This is a genomic window from Amycolatopsis sp. cmx-11-12 (genome assembly GCF_046269425.1).
Lineage (GTDB): Bacteria > Actinomycetota > Actinomycetes > Mycobacteriales > Pseudonocardiaceae > Amycolatopsis.
In genome coordinates this window covers 209,126-222,873 of the sequence record NZ_JADNQM010000007.1, presented here as the reverse complement: position 1 = coordinate 222,873, position 13,748 = coordinate 209,126, and the positions used below count along the sequence as shown (strand labels likewise).

18 protein-coding genes are annotated in these 13,748 nt (G+C 69.3%); 8 read left to right on the top strand and 10 right to left on the bottom strand.

All coding sequences use genetic code 11. From position 1 onward, the window contains the following. Positions 1-4: 4 nt before the first annotated feature. The 3 genes from ACLARN_RS12505 to ACLARN_RS12495 form a co-directional block, all read right to left on the bottom strand. Positions 5-825, bottom strand: a protein-coding gene (locus ACLARN_RS12505) for an IS5 family transposase (RefSeq protein WP_409491510.1) whose coding sequence is annotated in 2 segments (ribosomal slippage) — positions 5-483 and positions 483-825 — 822 coding nt in all. Because the reading frame shifts where the segments join, the coding sequence is not laid out codon by codon here. A 73-nt stretch (positions 826-898) separates the two neighbouring features. Next, entirely contained in the window at positions 899-1,642 is a 744-nt protein-coding gene (locus ACLARN_RS12500; protein WP_409491598.1) for a dienelactone hydrolase family protein, read from the bottom strand. A 19-nt stretch (positions 1,643-1,661) separates the two neighbouring features. Beyond that, positions 1,662-2,234, bottom strand: a complete 573-nt coding sequence (locus ACLARN_RS12495; RefSeq protein WP_409491597.1) for a helix-turn-helix domain-containing protein — start codon at positions 2,232-2,234, stop codon at positions 1,662-1,664. A gap of 93 nt (positions 2,235-2,327) precedes the next feature. On the opposite strand from ACLARN_RS12495, the gene ACLARN_RS12490 reads away from it, so the two are divergent. Beyond that, positions 2,328-2,915 carry a class I SAM-dependent methyltransferase gene (locus tag ACLARN_RS12490; RefSeq protein ID WP_409491509.1) on the top strand — a complete coding sequence of 196 codons (588 nt, stop codon included), beginning with the start codon at positions 2,328-2,330 and terminating at the stop codon, positions 2,913-2,915. A gap of 20 nt (positions 2,916-2,935) precedes the next feature. Here ACLARN_RS12490 and ACLARN_RS12485 read toward each other — a convergent pair whose 3' ends face one another. Then, complete coding sequence (locus tag ACLARN_RS12485) at positions 2,936-3,715, bottom strand: MBL fold metallo-hydrolase (RefSeq protein ID WP_409491508.1); 780 nt, start codon at positions 3,713-3,715, stop codon at positions 2,936-2,938. Positions 3,716-3,800: 85 nt separating this feature from the next. On the opposite strand from ACLARN_RS12485, the gene ACLARN_RS12480 reads away from it, so the two are divergent. Continuing rightward, the gene (locus tag ACLARN_RS12480; protein WP_409491507.1) at positions 3,801-4,433 is read left to right on the top strand and encodes a CGNR zinc finger domain-containing protein; all 633 of its coding nucleotides are present in this window, start codon (positions 3,801-3,803) and stop codon (positions 4,431-4,433) included. A 131-nt stretch (positions 4,434-4,564) separates the two neighbouring features. Here the strand turns inward: ACLARN_RS12480 and ACLARN_RS12475 are convergent, their stop codons facing one another. Continuing rightward, entirely contained in the window at positions 4,565-5,386 is an 822-nt protein-coding gene (locus tag ACLARN_RS12475) for a hypothetical protein (protein WP_409491506.1), read from the bottom strand. A 41-nt stretch (positions 5,387-5,427) separates the two neighbouring features. On the opposite strand from ACLARN_RS12475, the gene ACLARN_RS12470 reads away from it, so the two are divergent. Next, positions 5,428-5,598 carry a hypothetical protein gene (locus ACLARN_RS12470; protein ID WP_409491505.1) on the top strand — a complete coding sequence of 57 codons (171 nt, stop codon included), beginning with the start codon at positions 5,428-5,430 and terminating at the stop codon, positions 5,596-5,598. Positions 5,599-5,632: 34 nt separating this feature from the next. Here the strand turns inward: ACLARN_RS12470 and ACLARN_RS12465 are convergent, their stop codons facing one another. Continuing rightward, entirely contained in the window at positions 5,633-6,367 is a 735-nt protein-coding gene (locus tag ACLARN_RS12465; protein WP_409491504.1) for an SDR family NAD(P)-dependent oxidoreductase, read from the bottom strand. A 109-nt stretch (positions 6,368-6,476) separates the two neighbouring features. After that, on the bottom strand, positions 6,477-7,067 hold the full coding sequence (locus ACLARN_RS12460; protein WP_409491503.1) for a TetR/AcrR family transcriptional regulator: 591 nt from the start codon (positions 7,065-7,067) through the stop codon (positions 6,477-6,479). A gap of 167 nt (positions 7,068-7,234) precedes the next feature. Here ACLARN_RS12460 and rox point away from each other — a divergent pair, with 167 nt between their 5' ends. Next, entirely contained in the window at positions 7,235-8,656 is a 1,422-nt protein-coding gene (gene rox, locus ACLARN_RS12455) for a rifampin monooxygenase (RefSeq protein ID WP_409491502.1), read from the top strand. Between the two features lie 11 nt (positions 8,657-8,667). Here rox and ACLARN_RS12450 read toward each other — a convergent pair whose 3' ends face one another. Continuing rightward, positions 8,668-9,114, bottom strand: a complete 447-nt coding sequence (locus ACLARN_RS12450; RefSeq protein WP_409491501.1) for an Lrp/AsnC family transcriptional regulator — start codon at positions 9,112-9,114, stop codon at positions 8,668-8,670. A 92-nt stretch (positions 9,115-9,206) separates the two neighbouring features. Here ACLARN_RS12450 and ACLARN_RS12445 point away from each other — a divergent pair, with 92 nt between their 5' ends. From ACLARN_RS12445 to ACLARN_RS12435, 3 genes are all read left to right on the top strand, one after another. Beyond that, on the top strand, positions 9,207-10,073 hold the full coding sequence (locus ACLARN_RS12445) for an LLM class flavin-dependent oxidoreductase (protein WP_409491500.1): 867 nt from the start codon (positions 9,207-9,209) through the stop codon (positions 10,071-10,073). After that, positions 10,073-10,498 carry a nucleoside deaminase gene (locus tag ACLARN_RS12440; RefSeq protein WP_409491499.1) on the top strand — a complete coding sequence of 142 codons (426 nt, stop codon included), beginning with the start codon at positions 10,073-10,075 and terminating at the stop codon, positions 10,496-10,498. The genes ACLARN_RS12445 and ACLARN_RS12440 overlap by 1 nt, the downstream gene beginning before the upstream one ends. Before the next feature lie 117 nt (positions 10,499-10,615). Next, positions 10,616-11,743: a tyrosine-type recombinase/integrase gene (locus tag ACLARN_RS12435; RefSeq protein ID WP_409491498.1), complete on the top strand. Its 1,128-nt coding sequence runs from the start codon at positions 10,616-10,618 to the stop codon at positions 11,741-11,743. Here ACLARN_RS12435 and ACLARN_RS12430 read toward each other — a convergent pair. Continuing rightward, complete coding sequence (locus tag ACLARN_RS12430; protein ID WP_409491497.1) at positions 11,734-11,922, bottom strand: hypothetical protein; 189 nt, start codon at positions 11,920-11,922, stop codon at positions 11,734-11,736. The genes ACLARN_RS12435 and ACLARN_RS12430 overlap by 10 nt on opposite strands. Before the next feature lie 25 nt (positions 11,923-11,947). Between ACLARN_RS12430 and ACLARN_RS12425 the strand changes: the two genes are divergently transcribed. After that, a complete protein-coding gene (locus ACLARN_RS12425) occupies positions 11,948-12,460 on the top strand; it encodes a CGNR zinc finger domain-containing protein (protein WP_409491496.1) in 513 nt (170 codons plus the stop codon). A gap of 18 nt (positions 12,461-12,478) precedes the next feature. Here the strand turns inward: ACLARN_RS12425 and ACLARN_RS12420 are convergent, their stop codons facing one another. Beyond that, positions 12,479-13,699: a hypothetical protein gene (locus ACLARN_RS12420; RefSeq protein WP_409491495.1), complete on the bottom strand. Its 1,221-nt coding sequence runs from the start codon at positions 13,697-13,699 to the stop codon at positions 12,479-12,481. Between the last annotated feature and the right edge of the window lie 49 nt (positions 13,700-13,748).

The window sequence follows — 13,748 nt, the reverse complement described above, 5'->3', positions numbered from 1 at the left end:
GGTCCTAACAGAATGAGTTGGCTTTGAGTCGGCGCCAGCAGATGATGGTGCAGCCGATGGTGAGGAAGGCTTCGTGGATGTCGTCGCGGACCTCCCAGCGGATGCGTAGACGCCGGAACCAGTGCAGTAGGGCGAACGCGCCCTCGACGACCCACCGGTGCACGCCGAGGCCGGAGCCGTGTTCCTCGCCGCGGCGAGCGATGACAGGCGTGATTCCCACGGCGCGGACCAGTTTGCGGTACTTGTCGTGGTCGTAGGCGCGGTCGGCGTAGATCCGACGCGGCCGACGGCGAGGCCGCCCACGGCGGCCACGCACCGGTGGCACCGCGTGGATCAACGGCATCAGCTGGGTGACGTCATGCCGATTCCCGCCGGTCAAGGTGGCTGCCAGCGGGATACCGGTGCCGTCGGTGATCACGTGGTGCTTCGACCCGGTGCGGGCTCGGTCTACCGGGCTGGGTCCGGTTTTCGGCCCCCTTTTAACGCCCGCACATGCGATCCATCGACCGCCGCTCGCGACCAATCCAGCAGGTTCGCCGCGTGCAACTCCGCCAGCAGCAGCTCGTGCAGCTGCTGCCACACACCCGCCTCGGTCCAGTCCCGCAGCCGGCGCCAGCACGTCATGCCCGACCCGTAGCCCATCTCCTGCGGCAGGAACTCCCACGGGATCGCCGTGTAGAGCACGAACATGATCCCGCACAACGCCTTACGGTCGTCCAACCGCTTACGCCCAGGATGCCGAAACCGACGCTCCACCTGTGGCAACAACGGCTCAATCCGCTCCCACAGACCATCATCGACCTCCCACGGACGCCGCTGCCCCACCCAGCCCACCCCTCACCGAAGATCAACGAGACACGACATCCAACCACACCCCGAGATCATTCTGTTAGGAGTCCTAAGTAAGAGTGCGGCCGAGCAGGTCCAGCAGCCGGTCCCAGTGGCGCCGGGATCCCTCGGGGTTGAAGGCGTCGGTGTCGGACATGGTGAAGCCGTGGACGGTGCCGGGGTAGATCTCGCAGGTGTAGCCGACGCCGGCGGTGTCGAACGCCTGGCTGATCTCGGCGATGGCCTCGGGCGTCATGTCGTTCTCGGCGAGGCCGAGGTGGACTTGGGCGGTGAGGTTCGGGATCTGACGGTGAGGGCTGTCGGGTGCGTCGGTGACCAGGGCTCCGGGGTGGAATCCGGCGACGGCGGCCACCTGGCCGGGGTGGGCCGTCGCGGTGCGCATCGCGAGGACGGCGCCCATGCAGTAGCCGATCGCGGCGACGGGTCCGGCACTGACCTCGGGTTGGGTGGTGAGGAATCGGAGGTAGGCCTCGGCGTCGCGCAGGGCGCGTTCGGCGGTGTGCGCCTCGATCAAGGGCATGATCTCGCCGAAGAGCCCGGACCGGTTTTCGGCGGTGATGTGCTCGGGGAGGTCGAACACCGGTGCCGGGCGGTGCCGGTAGAAGACGTTGGGGACGAGGACGTAGTAGCCGTGCCCGGCCAGTTCGGCCGCCATCTCCCAGAGGACGGGGCGCGGCCCGAAGGCGTCCGGGTAAAGGAGGACACCCGGATGCGGCCCGTCGCCGTCCGGGGAGGCGACGATGGCGTCGGCCTGACCGTCCGGGGTGGGGATCTGCACTGTCGCGGTGGGAATGACGGTACTTCCTTTCTTGCTACTGGGACGGCCCGACGCGGAGGTGTGCGCGTTCGCCTTGCCGCCCGATGAGGCTCAGATACTCGACGGGACCGGCGCCCGTGGCGCCGAACCAGTGCGGGGTGCGGGTGTCGAACTCCGCGGCTTCGCCCGGCTCGAGGAGGAGGTCGTGCTCGCCGAGGACCAGGCGGAGCGTGCCGTTGAGAACGTAGACCCAGTCGTATCCCTCGTGGGTGCGCAGGTCCGGTTCGGTGTCGTCGTCTCCCCTTGGCAGGACGAACTTGTAGGCCTGGATACCGCCGGGTCTGCGGGTCAGCGGCAGGATGGTCGATCCGTCAGCGCAGGCGATCGGGCGCAGGTTGATCCGGGGGTTGCCGGTCGGGGGCGCGTCGACGAGTTCGTCGAGGGTCAGGCCGTAGGCGTGGGCGAGCGGCAGGAGCTGCTCCAGAGTGGGGCGCCGCAGCCCGGCCTCCAGCCGGGAAAGGGTGCTGGCCGAGATGCCCGTCTCCTCGGCGAGATCGGCCAGCGTGATCTCGTGACGCTGACGCAGGTGTTTCAACCTCGTCCCGACGGCGTCGAGCGTGCGGTCCAGGTCCACGCGTCCAGTTTGCCATTCGGCAACAAGATTTGCCCTTACGCCTCCGGGATCGTCACCATCGCGGAGACGAACGGAGAGGACCGACCGATGACGCACGGGTTCGACAAGGATTATTGGGAAGAGCACTGGCGGCAGAACGGCGCCGGGAGCCCGCCGAATCCCTATCTGGCCAGGGAGATCGGCGACTTGGTGCCGGGTACGGCGCTGGACGCGGGGTGTGGCGAGGGTGCCGAGGCGATCTGGCTCGCCTCACGGGGTTGGCGAGTGACCGCCGTCGACATTTCGGCCGCGGCCCTGGCCCGGGCGGCCGAGCGTGGCACGCCGGAGCGCCTGCGGTGGGTCGAGGCAGACCTGGGGAACTGGACACCGGAAACGACCTTCGACCTGGTCACGACCCACTACGCGCATCCGGCGATGCCACAACTGGAGTTCTACGACCGCGTCGCGCACTGGGTGGCGCCCGGTGGAACGCTGCTGGTCGTCGGGCACCTCCACACCCAGCATGGCCACGGGCATCAGCCGCCCGCCGAGGCGTCGGTTAACGCCGCGGCCATCACGGCGCGGTTGGACGAGACGGCCTGGGAGGTCGTCACCGCCGAGGAAGGCCGCCGGAGCATTCCCGGTCGGGAGGTCCCCCTCCATGACGTCGTCGTGCGCGCGACCCGGCGTCCGTAGTCACCACCAGGCGCCGTGCGTCAGCCGAACCGCAGCCGATCCGCCAGGCCGGCGGCGGTGAACGCGGCCACCACGTCGTCGCGGCCTTCGGTGAAGTGGTCCCAGCTGTCGATGTGCACGGGGAAGACCGTGCGGGCGCCGAGGATCTTCGTCGCCTCGACGGCGAGAGCGCTGTCGAGGACGAGCAGGGCGCCGTCGAAAACCGGCTTCAGCCGCGGGGCCCCGGCGAAGAGCACGGTGGCGTCGACCGGGCCGAACCGGTCGGCGACCTCCCGGACGGCGTCGAGCGAAGCGTTGTCGCCGCTGACATAGACGGTCGGCAGATCCTGCGCGGTGAGCACGAAGCCGACGACGTCGCCGGTGACCTTCTCCGCACCTTCCGGTCCGTGGAGCGCGGGCGCGGCTGTCACGGTCACCACTCCCCCGTCCGGCCGGGTCAGGTCGACCGCCTCCCAGGTCTCCAGCCCTTTCGCCGTGCCGCCCAGCCGTCCCGCGCCACTGGGCGTGGTGAGCGTCAACGGCACGTCGGCCAGCAGCGCCCGGCCGGAGTGGTCGAGGTTGTCGGGGTGCTCGTCATGGGACAGCAGGACGGCGTCGACGCGGCCGAGGTCGGCGGGCTTCGCCGAAGCCGGGGCTGTCTTGGTCAGACCGGGCCTTCCGTCGGGCCTCCCGTAGTGGCCGGGCTCGTCGAAGGTCGGGTCGGTCAGGAACCGCAGGCCGCCGTAGTCGATCAGCGCGGTCGGTCCGCCGAAGACCTGGACGGAGAACTGTTCGCTGGTCGGGTTCGTGCTGACCGTCATCGTCCACCTCACGGATAGGTAGTGTTGTTTCCGTGAGCGACGCTAGCGTGTTCTCACGGAAGAGTGCAACCGTTTCCGTGAGAACATGGCGGGCGCCTACCATGAGGCCGTGGACGACACCGCCGGTACCGATCTCGACGCCGCTGTCCTGCCGCCCGCGCCGGGCGCGGAACAGTACGTCGCGCTCGCCCTCGCCAACACCGCGATCGCGCTGCCCGGCGGGCAGTTCGTCGATCTCCTCGGTACTCCGGCTGCCGCGACGGACTGGCTTGCCGACCGGGGACTCGCGCCGATCGACGCCGGACTGCGGGAGATGTGCGCGTCGCTGGTCCGCTCGCTGCGCGAGCAGGTGCGGGTGCTGCTCGCCGCGCGGTCCTGCGCGGAACCGGCTCCGCAGAGCGCCCTCAACGCCGTCAACGACGCGCTGAGCAAAGCCCCCACGGCGGAACTCCTGCACTGGGACCCGGTCCGGGGGCTGTACCGCACCGCGTCGCATCCGATCACCCAGATCGTCGAACACGCGCTGGCGATGCTCGCCGCCAACGCCGCGGACCTGCTCACCGGGCCGGACGCCGAGCGGATCGCCGCCTGCGGGTCGGCTCCTTGCAGCCGGTTCTTCCTGCGTAACGGACGGCGTCAGTGGTGCTCGGTCCGCTGTGGCGATCGGGCCCGCGCCGCCCGCGCCTACGCCCGGCGCTCCCAGCACGAACCGGCCTGAGACCCGATTCGGTCTAGCGAAGGGTCGCGATACCGGCCAGGAAGATATCGATGCCGGAGAGGAATTGCTCGCGGTCGTCGTGCTCGCGGAGCTGTGTCGCCATGCTGGCCGCGCATTGTTGACGGATCGTCCTACCGGGTCGTGTCGAGCAGTGGCCGGATCGGTGTTCCGTAGTCGCCCGGCGGTAACGCGGGACGGCGCTGGTGGCGCCGGATCCCGACGGCCGTCGTCCCCAGTGCGAGTGCGGCGTAGGCGATCAGCCATCCGGTGAACCCGGCGGGTGCCCGGTCGCTGACCAGCAGGTCGAACAGGACGATCGCGGCGAAGAAGCCGGGCGCCGCGGCCTGGCTGTCCAGGACTCGGAGTTCGGTGTCGACGGCCGCCGACGCCGTGTCCTCGGCGTGGACGGGCCGCCACAGTGTGCCGACGAGGATCGCCGCGCAGCACAGGGCTGCCCAGCCGAGCCCGCCGAGCCAGCCCCACGCGTACGCCTTCGCCGGGGTGGTGACGAGGATGGCGGCCGCGAGAGCGGCGCCGCCGAAGGTGATCACGAACGAGGCGATGTACCAGTCGCCGAGGATCTTCCGCGCCGATGGGCGCCCGGAGCGACGGTCCATCACCGGCAGCGGATCGAGCGCCCGTTCACGGTGCAGGTACGACAGCCAGAGCGCGACCTGGATGGAGCCGCAGATGAAGTAGACGTTGACGCCCTCGGGCAGTTCCTCGCCGCGGACCGCCAGGAACCCGTAGACGCCACACAGCAGGACACTCACCACCATCGCTCCGGCGAGCCACCGGAACCGGCCGGGTACCGACCGGCTCAGCCGAGGGCCGATCCGGATGGCGAGCAGTCTCGACGGCTCCCCCACGTCGATACCGCGTTTACCCAGCCACTTTCTGGTCGCCGCGACCTCTTCGAACCTGAGTTCCCCCGGCCACCCGGTGTCCGCCACTGGCTCCCCCTCGCTCGTCTACCGGGGGTACGTCCGGCAGCGTGCGGTGGTTGCCTCAGCGGTACGACGCGAACAGTTCCAGCAAGGGCTTCGGGGAGTCTTCGGCGAAGCAGACGACAAGGCTTTTGGCGGATTCGGCGGCCGAGTCCTCGCTGCGCGGGAACAACGCCTGCTCGTACGTGCCGAGCGCGGCTTCGGGGTCGCCGGGATGAGCCGCGGTTCACGCCACGGCCGGTCCGGCGTGCCTCAGATCTGGGCGAAGCCGCCGTCCACGGCGAGTTTGGAACCGTTGACGTAGCTGGCCGCGTCCGAGGCGAGGAAGACGGCTGCCGCGGCGATCTCCTCGGGTTCAGCCAATCGGCCGAGCGGAACCGACGCCCCGGCGGCGGTGAGCTCTTCGGGTGAGACCAGCTCTTGTAGACCCTGCGTGCGGGTACCGCCGGGCGAGAGCACGTTGATCCGGTACTGACGCGCCCCGGCGTCGTGGGCGAACCCGCGAACCAGGTTGCGGATCGCGGCCTTGGTCGCCCCGTACACGGGCAGATACGACTGGGGGCGCGAAATCGCCGTCGACCCGGTGAGGATGATCGACGCCCCTGGCGACAGCAGCGGCAACGCCTTCTGCACGGTGAACAGCGAGCCCTTGACGTTGGTGGTGAACATGGCGTCGAACTGCTCCTCGGTGATCTCACCCAGCGGGGCAGCGATCCCGATCCCGGCGTTGGCCACCAGAACGTCAATGCGACCCGCCTGCTCGGCAACAGTCGCGTAGAGCCTGTCGAGGTCCTCGAGCCGGCCTACGTCGCAGCGAACACTGGTGACCTCAGGGCCGAGTTCGGCCTCGACCTCGTCGAGCTGCGCCTGGCGACGGCCGGCGACGAACACCCGTGCACCCTCGGCACGGTAGGCCCGCGCGATCGCCAGCCCGATACCCGCGTTCGCCCCGGTGACGACCGCGACCTTGCCCTCCAACACCTTCATGACAGCTCCCATTCGAGTTATTGACCGTGCAGTCCATAACACCCTTTTATGGACTGCACGGTCAATAACTCGAGAAGCAGTGTGTCGCACGCCACCATGGCAGGGATGTTCAGGGCGCGGGCAGCAGGCCGTCGAGCAGAGCCTTGGCCGTGGCCGACAAGGCGGCCGGGTCCTGACCGATTCGACCGAGCACGATCAGCCCGAGCTGACCGGACAGGACCGCGCGGGCAGTGACGTCCGGGTCGAGATGGGGCGCGACGTCGCCCTCGCGCTGCGCTCGTCGTATAGCGTCGGTCAGCGCGGCAGTGGTCGAGGCGTAGCTGCGGCGCGCCTCCGCGGCCACGTCGGCGGCGCTCGCCGAGAGTTCCATTGCCGTGTTGGCGAGCAGGCAACCCCGGCGGGCCTGTTCACCACTGGGATCACACACGGGCCCGGTCACGAAATTCCGGATGACGTCGATACTGCGATCGGCTTGCTCGAGCCACGCACGCAGCATTTGGTCATTGGCCTCGTCGTACTTGCGCAGCACACGCAAAAACAAGCTCTTCTTGTCCCCGAACGCCCCGTACAGACTCCCCTTGCCGAGCCCACTGGCCGCCAGGAGATCTTCGAGTGAGGTGCCCGCGTAGCCCTTGTCCCAAAACGCCGCTTGCACAGCTGACAGCACGCGCTGCTCATCAAACTGACGTGGACGTGGCACAGGGTCGATGCTACCCATCGTGGACCGGTCGGTCCAGATTCGAAGACTCAGCCGCGCGGTCCGCGGTCACCGCCACTTCCAACGTATAGCGCACCCCGGGGCTTGCCACAAGACCCCTGTCGTACCGCAGAATCTCCCGCCGTGGCAACGAGAACACAGGGGGAACTTTGATCGACGTGATCATCGCCGGTGGCGGGCCGACCGGCATGATGCTGGGCGCCGAACTGCGACTGCACGGTGTCCGGGTGGTCGTCCTGGAGCGGGATCCGGAGCCGACCAAGGTCGTCCGTTCGCTGGGCCTGCACGCGCGCAGCATCGAGATGCTGGATCAGCGGGGTCTGCTGGAGCGGTTCCTGGAGCACGGCAAGCAGGCGCCGATCAGGGGGTATTTCGCGGGCATCGTCAAACCGTCGTCGTCGCTGGACAGCACGCACGCGTACGTCCTCGGTATCCCCCAGCCCGTCACCGACCGGCTGTTGCTCGAACACGCCACCGAGGCAGGCGTCGAGATCCGGCGCGGTCGCGAGGTGACCGGGCTGAGCCAGGATGAGGACGGGGTGGACGTCGAACTTGCCGACGGGACGCGGCTGCGCTCGCGCTACCTCGTCGGCTGCGACGGTGGCCGCAGCACGGTGCGCAAACTCCTCGGCGTCGGGTTCCCCGGCGAGCCGACCACGGTCGAGACTCTGCTCGGCGAGATGGAGCTGACCGCGGACCAGGAGACCGTGCTCGCGGTGATGACCGAGGTCCGCAAGACCCAGTTGCGCTTCGGCGCGGGCCCGATCGGGGACGGGGTGTACCGGGTCGTCGTGCCCGCCGACGGCGTGAGCGAGGATCCCCGGGTCCCGCCGTCCTTCGACGAGGTCAAGCGGCAGCTCATCGCCACCGCAGGGACCGACTTCGGCGTGCATTCCCCACGCTGGCTGTCCCGTTTCGGTGACGCGACCCGGCTGGCCGAGCGCTACCGGGTCGGCCGGGTGTTCCTGGCGGGCGACGCCGCGCACGTCCACCCGCCCGTCGGCGGGCAAGGACTCAACCTCGGTATTCAGGACGCCTTCAACCTCGGCTGGAAGCTGGCCGCGGCGATCGACGGCTGGGCGCCGGAGGACTTGCTGGACACCTACCACTCCGAACGGCATCCGGTGGCCGAAGACGTCCTGAACAACACCCGCGCGCAGATGCTGCTGATGTCGCTCGATCCGGGTGCCCGGGCGGTGCGGCGGCTGCTGTCGGAACTGATGGACTTCGAGGAGGTGAACCGGTATCTGACCGAGAAGATCACCGCGACCGGGATCCGCTACGACTTCGGTGACGGGCACGAACTGCTCGGCCGCCGGATGCGGGACCTCGAACTCGAGCAAGGGCACCTCTACGGCCTCATGCACGGCGGCCGTGGCCTGCTGCTCGACCGGACCGGCCTGCTTTCGGTACGGGCCTGGGGAGATCGCGTCGACCACGTCGTCGACGCCGGCGGGGAGCTGGAGGTGCCCGCCGTGCTGCTGCGGCCGGACGGTCACGTGGCATGGGTGGGCGAAGATCAGCAGGAGCTGCTCGGGGCGCTGCGCCGATGGTTCGGAGAGGGCGAATAGCGGGCCCGTGGTCACGGACCCTGCGGCCCGCGGTAGGGCAACGTCTGGTTGTAGACGATGTTGGTGTTCGTGCTCCCAAACAGCGCCAGCTCGTTGACGATCTCCTCCAGCCGTCCCATCGACGGCGCCGCGATCTTCAGCGAATAGCAGTCGTCGCCGGTCGTGCGGAGGCATTCGAGGATCTCGGTCCGTTCGGCCAGGAGCTTGTGCAACGGCGCGTGTTTGCTGCCCGGGTACTTCAGCCGCACCACCGCGAGCAACACGTACCCGGCCTTTTCGAGGTCGACGTCAGCGCGATAGCCGGTGATCACCCCGGCCGACTCCAGTCGCTTGACCCGCTCCGTCGTCGCCGACGCGCTCAGGCTGACCCTCTTGCCCAGCTCGGTGAGCGGGAGACGCCCGTCCTTCTGGAGCTCGACCAGGATCGCCCAGTCCGTCGCGTCGAGAGTCTCGGCCATCGGGCCAGAATACCGGCAGATCCACGGCGCGAAGCCCGTTACGCCGGGAAAGATCTCTTCCCGGGCTTCCGCCGCGGCGATAGCCTTGACCTGTGCGAATAGGTGTCAATGTCCCGAATTTCGGCCCGGGGACCGACCCCGGGATCCTCCGCGGCTGGGCCACCACGGTCGAAGGTCTCGGCTACGACCTGCTCATGGTGTCCGACCACGTCGCCATCACTCCCGACGTCGCCGAGCAGTATCCGGCGCCGTTCTACGAGCCGTTCACGACGCTGTCGTGGCTCGCCGGCGTGACGAGCCGGATCCGGCTGGGCACCACCGTGCTCATCGTCCCGTACCGGCATCCGCTGCTGATCGCCCGGATGGCCGCGAACCTGAACCAGCTCAGCGGTGGACGGCTCGTGCTCGGCGTCGCGTCCGGTTGGGCCCGCCAGGAGTTCGAAGCGCTCGACGTCCCGTTCGAGAAGCGGGGACGGCTGACCGACGACCATCTCGACGCCGTCCGGAAAGCGTGGGCGAACGACGCCGACTACCGGGCGGGCGACATCCCGATCTGGGTCGGCGGGAACAGCGACGCGGGGATCCGCCGCGCCGTCCGTGTCGGTGATGCCTGGCACCCGCTGCGAGCCACCCTCCCCTGGCTCACCGAAGCGCTCACCAGGGTCAAGACCATCGCCGACGCCCATGCTCGGCCGATCCCCGCGTTCACCCCGCGGATCCTGCTGAACATCACCGGCCGTCCGGTCACCGGGCCGGACCGCCTCGCCGGGGAGGGCACGATCGAGCAGATCGTCGACGACCTCGACCGGATTCGCCACCTCGGCGCCGAGACGGTCGTGCTCGACCCGTTCTCCGGTGACCCTGAAGAGACCCTCCGCCCGGAAGCCGCCTGGCAGGCTTTGGCGACCGTGGCCGCACATTGGGAACTGGGCCGATACCGAACCGAACAGGACCGCTGATGACCGAAGAAGACGAGAAGTTCCTCCGCCGCGCCATCGAGCTGGCTGCGAAGTCCCGTGTGGACGGCGACCCGCCGTTCGGGTCGCTCCTCGTCGGCCCCGACGGCACGGTGCTGGCCGAGGACCACAACACCACGGTGTCGCAATCGGACATCAGCCTGCACCCGGAGCTGAAGCTCGCCGTCTGGGCAGCGCGCGAGCTGGAACCGGCCGTCGCGGCGGGGACGACGATGTACACCAGTTGCCAGCCGTGCGGGATGTGCCAGGGCGCCATCGAACGCTCCGGCCTGGGACGGGTCGTGTTCGCCCTCTCCGGCGAGCAGGTCAACGCCCTGAAGCCGCCTGCCACCGGACCGGGCGTACAGCTGGAGGGCCCCGCCCTGTACGACGAAGCCCGGGTCCCGGTGGAGGGCTACTACACCTGAGCCCCGCAATTAGTCCTCTAGTTGCGATGGTTGCGTGTGCATGTACCGCAAGTAGAGGACTAAACGCGGCGGGTCGGGAGCCGGGCAGGGGATCGCTCCGCGACTAGGATGATCACGATGTCCGCCGAACTCGTGCCCACCTCGCTGGAGCCGCCGAAGACCGGGCTGCCGGAGACCAGGGCCGAGAACCGGCGGCAGGTCCTCGCCGAAGCCGTCGCACTGCTGCCCGCGCTCCCCCCTGCCGACCCGCTCGACCGGTACGCGATCCGGCACATCACCGCGCTCTGGCTCGAAACCGACAAGACCGACCACACCCGCCGCGCCTACTACGCCGACCTCTCCGCCTGGCTCGGCTGGTGCGCCCGCACCGGGCTCGACCCGCTGACGGCCCGGCGTGCCGACGTCGACGCCTGGAAGAACACCCTCACCGTCACCGGCAGGGACGGTCTCCCCCGGCCCGCGGCCGATTCCACCGTCGCGCGCACTCTCGCCGGCATCTCCAGCTGGTACCGGTACCTGCAGTCCAACGACGTCGCCGATCGCAACCCGGTGTCCGCGGTCAACCGGCCCAAGACCGGCAAGACCCCGCCGCTGCCGGCACTCGGTGGCGAGTCGACGGCGAAACTGCTGAACCACATGGAGAACCGGGCCCGCGCCAACGACACCGAGCCGTCCTGGCGCGACGCCGCCGTCGTCGCGATCCTGTTCTACACTGGGTTGCGCGTCTCGGGTCTGACCACCGCCACCGTGCGCGACCTCGACACCGACGCCGGGCACACGATCCTGCGTTACACCGCCAAAGGCGGCCACCGCGACTTCGTCCCGCTCGTCCCCGCCGCCCAGCATCCACTGCGCCGCTACCTCGACCTGCGTGCCGCCCGTACCGGTGTCCGCCCGGACGAGCTGACCGGCCCGCTGCTCGCGACCATGCCCCACCGCTACGACAGCACCAAACCCGGCGGGAAACCGTTGGCGCAGCGCGATGTCTGGTTCCTGCTGCGGGCGCAGGCCCGCGCCGCCGGACTCTCCGAGGCGAACACCATCTCCCCGCACACCGCGCGGCGGACCACCGGAACCCTGTTGCTGGCCAACGACGTCCCGGTTCAGAAGGTCCAGGACCTGTTGGGCCACGCCGACATCCGCACCACCCGTGACCGTTACGACGCTCACCGGCACAAGCTGGAGACCTCTCCCGTGCACGCGCTCGCGCAGCTGCTCGCCGACGCGCGCCATCGTCAGAGCTGAGCCTGCCCCAGCTGGGATTTCGTCGCGCCGATCACGACGCCGTCGACGCGGGCGAGCCAGCTCCCGCACAGACACCGGATGTAGTCGAGGCTCCCCTGGGAGACCCGCTGGGAGTTCGTCGCGCTTCCGGGCAATTCGGCCAGCGGCCACCCACACCGCGGGCACTTGTTCGCTTCCATGCCCCGATCGTGCTGTAATGAGTTAATGCACTTCAACCCTTACGGCGGGGCGGCGGCGCAGATCGCCGCCGAACTGGTGAACCTCGGCGACACCGCCGGGCCCGCCGAGCTGACCGCGATCTTCAAGGACCGCATGACGGTCGCCGCCGTCCAGGAGCACGAAGCAGCCGAGATCGTCGCCTGGACGCGGCGGCTCCGCCGCGTCTTCGAAGCGGACCCGGCCGAGCGCGTCGACCTCGTCAACGCCCTGCTGTTCGACTCCGCGTCCAAGCCGTACATCTCCACCCACGACGGCAAAGCGCCCCACCTGCACTACGTCGATGCCCAGGCCGGAACCGTCCCCCGGGTTCACGCGTACACCGCGGGTGGGCTCGCGCATCTGGTCTGCGACGCCCCGGACCGCTTCGGCGTCTGCTCCCGCGAAGGCTGCGAAACGGTCTACGTCGACGTCTCCCGCAACGGACGCCGCCGGTTCTGCTCCACCCGCTGCGCGACCCGGGTCCACGTCGCCGATCACCGGACCCGGCAGGCGAGCTAGACCGGTACGCCAATCCGCCTAGATCGCGTATCGCCACGCCGTCAGCGCGTGAGCCGAGAACCACGCGCCCAGGACAACCCACGCCGTCGCGGCAACCACCGCCGTCGCCGTCCGCCGCTTCGACAGCCCGATCGCGATCGGGATCAGCACCGGGAAGGCGGGCAGGATGAACCGGATCTTCGCGTCCGGCAGCCCCCGCGTCCCGATAGCCAGCAACAGCACACCGACGCCGTACAGCGTCAACGGCCACGGCACCCGCAGGCACGCCGCCACCACGGCCAGCGCCACCGCCCCGAGCAGGAACAACACCGTCAGCGTCGAGAACACCGACTCGTCCGCGGTCAACCGCGCCAGCACCGAATCCCAGGTCTCCACCCCGAAATCGAACTCGGTGTTCCAGCCCCGCAGCTCGATGTCCTGCCACCCGGTCCAGCTCCCCGTCCGGTAGGCCACGAACCCCAGATAGCCCGCCACCCCCAGCGGAGCGACCACCGCACCCGCCAGCGCCCGCCCCCGTTCCTCAGGACGCCGGAAAGCAGCGATCAGCGCCGCGACGACGACCACCGCGACCAGCACCACCGCCGTCGACCTCGACAACCCGGCCGCGAACGCGCACGTCCCGGCCCACACCCAGCGCCGCTCCAGCACACACACCAGCGCCCATACCGCCAGCGCGCAGAACACCGCCTCCGTGTAGGCCATCGAGAACACGATCGCCATCGGCGCCCCTGCCCACAACGTCACCAGCAGCAAACCGGTCCGGTCACCCCGATCCGCCGACACCGCCCGCCCGATCCGGATCAGCCCGCACGCCAGCACCAGGCCGGCCAGCACCGACACCGTCAGCGCCGCGGTCACGACGTCGAGCCCGACCCACATCACCGCCTCGACGAGCTTCGGATACAGCGGGAAGAACGCCATCGGCGCGTCCGAATACGGCTGCCTCGCCGCGTCCAGCGTCCCCGGCAGATCGGCGTACCCGTGCACCGCCAACCGCAGATACCACTGCCCGTCCCACGCGGTCAGCCGGTCGGTCAGCGTCCCGCCACGCCGGGCGGCCAGCAGGTCGAGCAACTGGACACTGGCCGTGCGGATCACGAGATACAGCAGGATCGCCCTTGGATACGGCGACCAGGCCAGCCGGTCGAGAACTCTCCCGAACGCACGCGCCGGGCGCCCCTCGCGGGGCACCGTCTCGGGACCGGCGGGCTGATCAAGATCGTCGACTTCTCGGAGCACGCTCAGAGTGTCCACAATACGAAGTCATTTCGCCGTTCGATCTTGGATA

Excerpts from the sequence above, each read along its gene's own strand:
- ACLARN_RS12490 (WP_409491509.1), top strand. The coding sequence starts at position 2,328 with ATGACGCACGGGTTCGACAAGGATTATTGGGAAGAGCACTGGCGGCAG.
- ACLARN_RS12485 (WP_409491508.1), bottom strand. The coding sequence starts at position 3,715 with ATGACGGTCAGCACGAACCCGACCAGCGAACAGTTCTCCGTCCAGGTC.
- ACLARN_RS12480 (WP_409491507.1), top strand. The coding sequence starts at position 3,801 with ATGGCGGGCGCCTACCATGAGGCCGTGGACGACACCGCCGGTACCGAT.
- ACLARN_RS12465 (WP_409491504.1), bottom strand. The coding sequence starts at position 6,367 with ATGAAGGTGTTGGAGGGCAAGGTCGCGGTCGTCACCGGGGCGAACGCG.
- ACLARN_RS12450 (WP_409491501.1), bottom strand. The coding sequence starts at position 9,114 with ATGGCCGAGACTCTCGACGCGACGGACTGGGCGATCCTGGTCGAGCTC.
- ACLARN_RS12440 (WP_409491499.1), top strand. The coding sequence starts at position 10,073 with ATGACCGAAGAAGACGAGAAGTTCCTCCGCCGCGCCATCGAGCTGGCT.
- ACLARN_RS12435 (WP_409491498.1), top strand. The coding sequence starts at position 10,616 with ATGTCCGCCGAACTCGTGCCCACCTCGCTGGAGCCGCCGAAGACCGGG.
- ACLARN_RS12430 (WP_409491497.1), bottom strand. The coding sequence starts at position 11,922 with ATGGAAGCGAACAAGTGCCCGCGGTGTGGGTGGCCGCTGGCCGAATTG.
- ACLARN_RS12425 (WP_409491496.1), top strand. The coding sequence starts at position 11,948 with ATGCACTTCAACCCTTACGGCGGGGCGGCGGCGCAGATCGCCGCCGAA.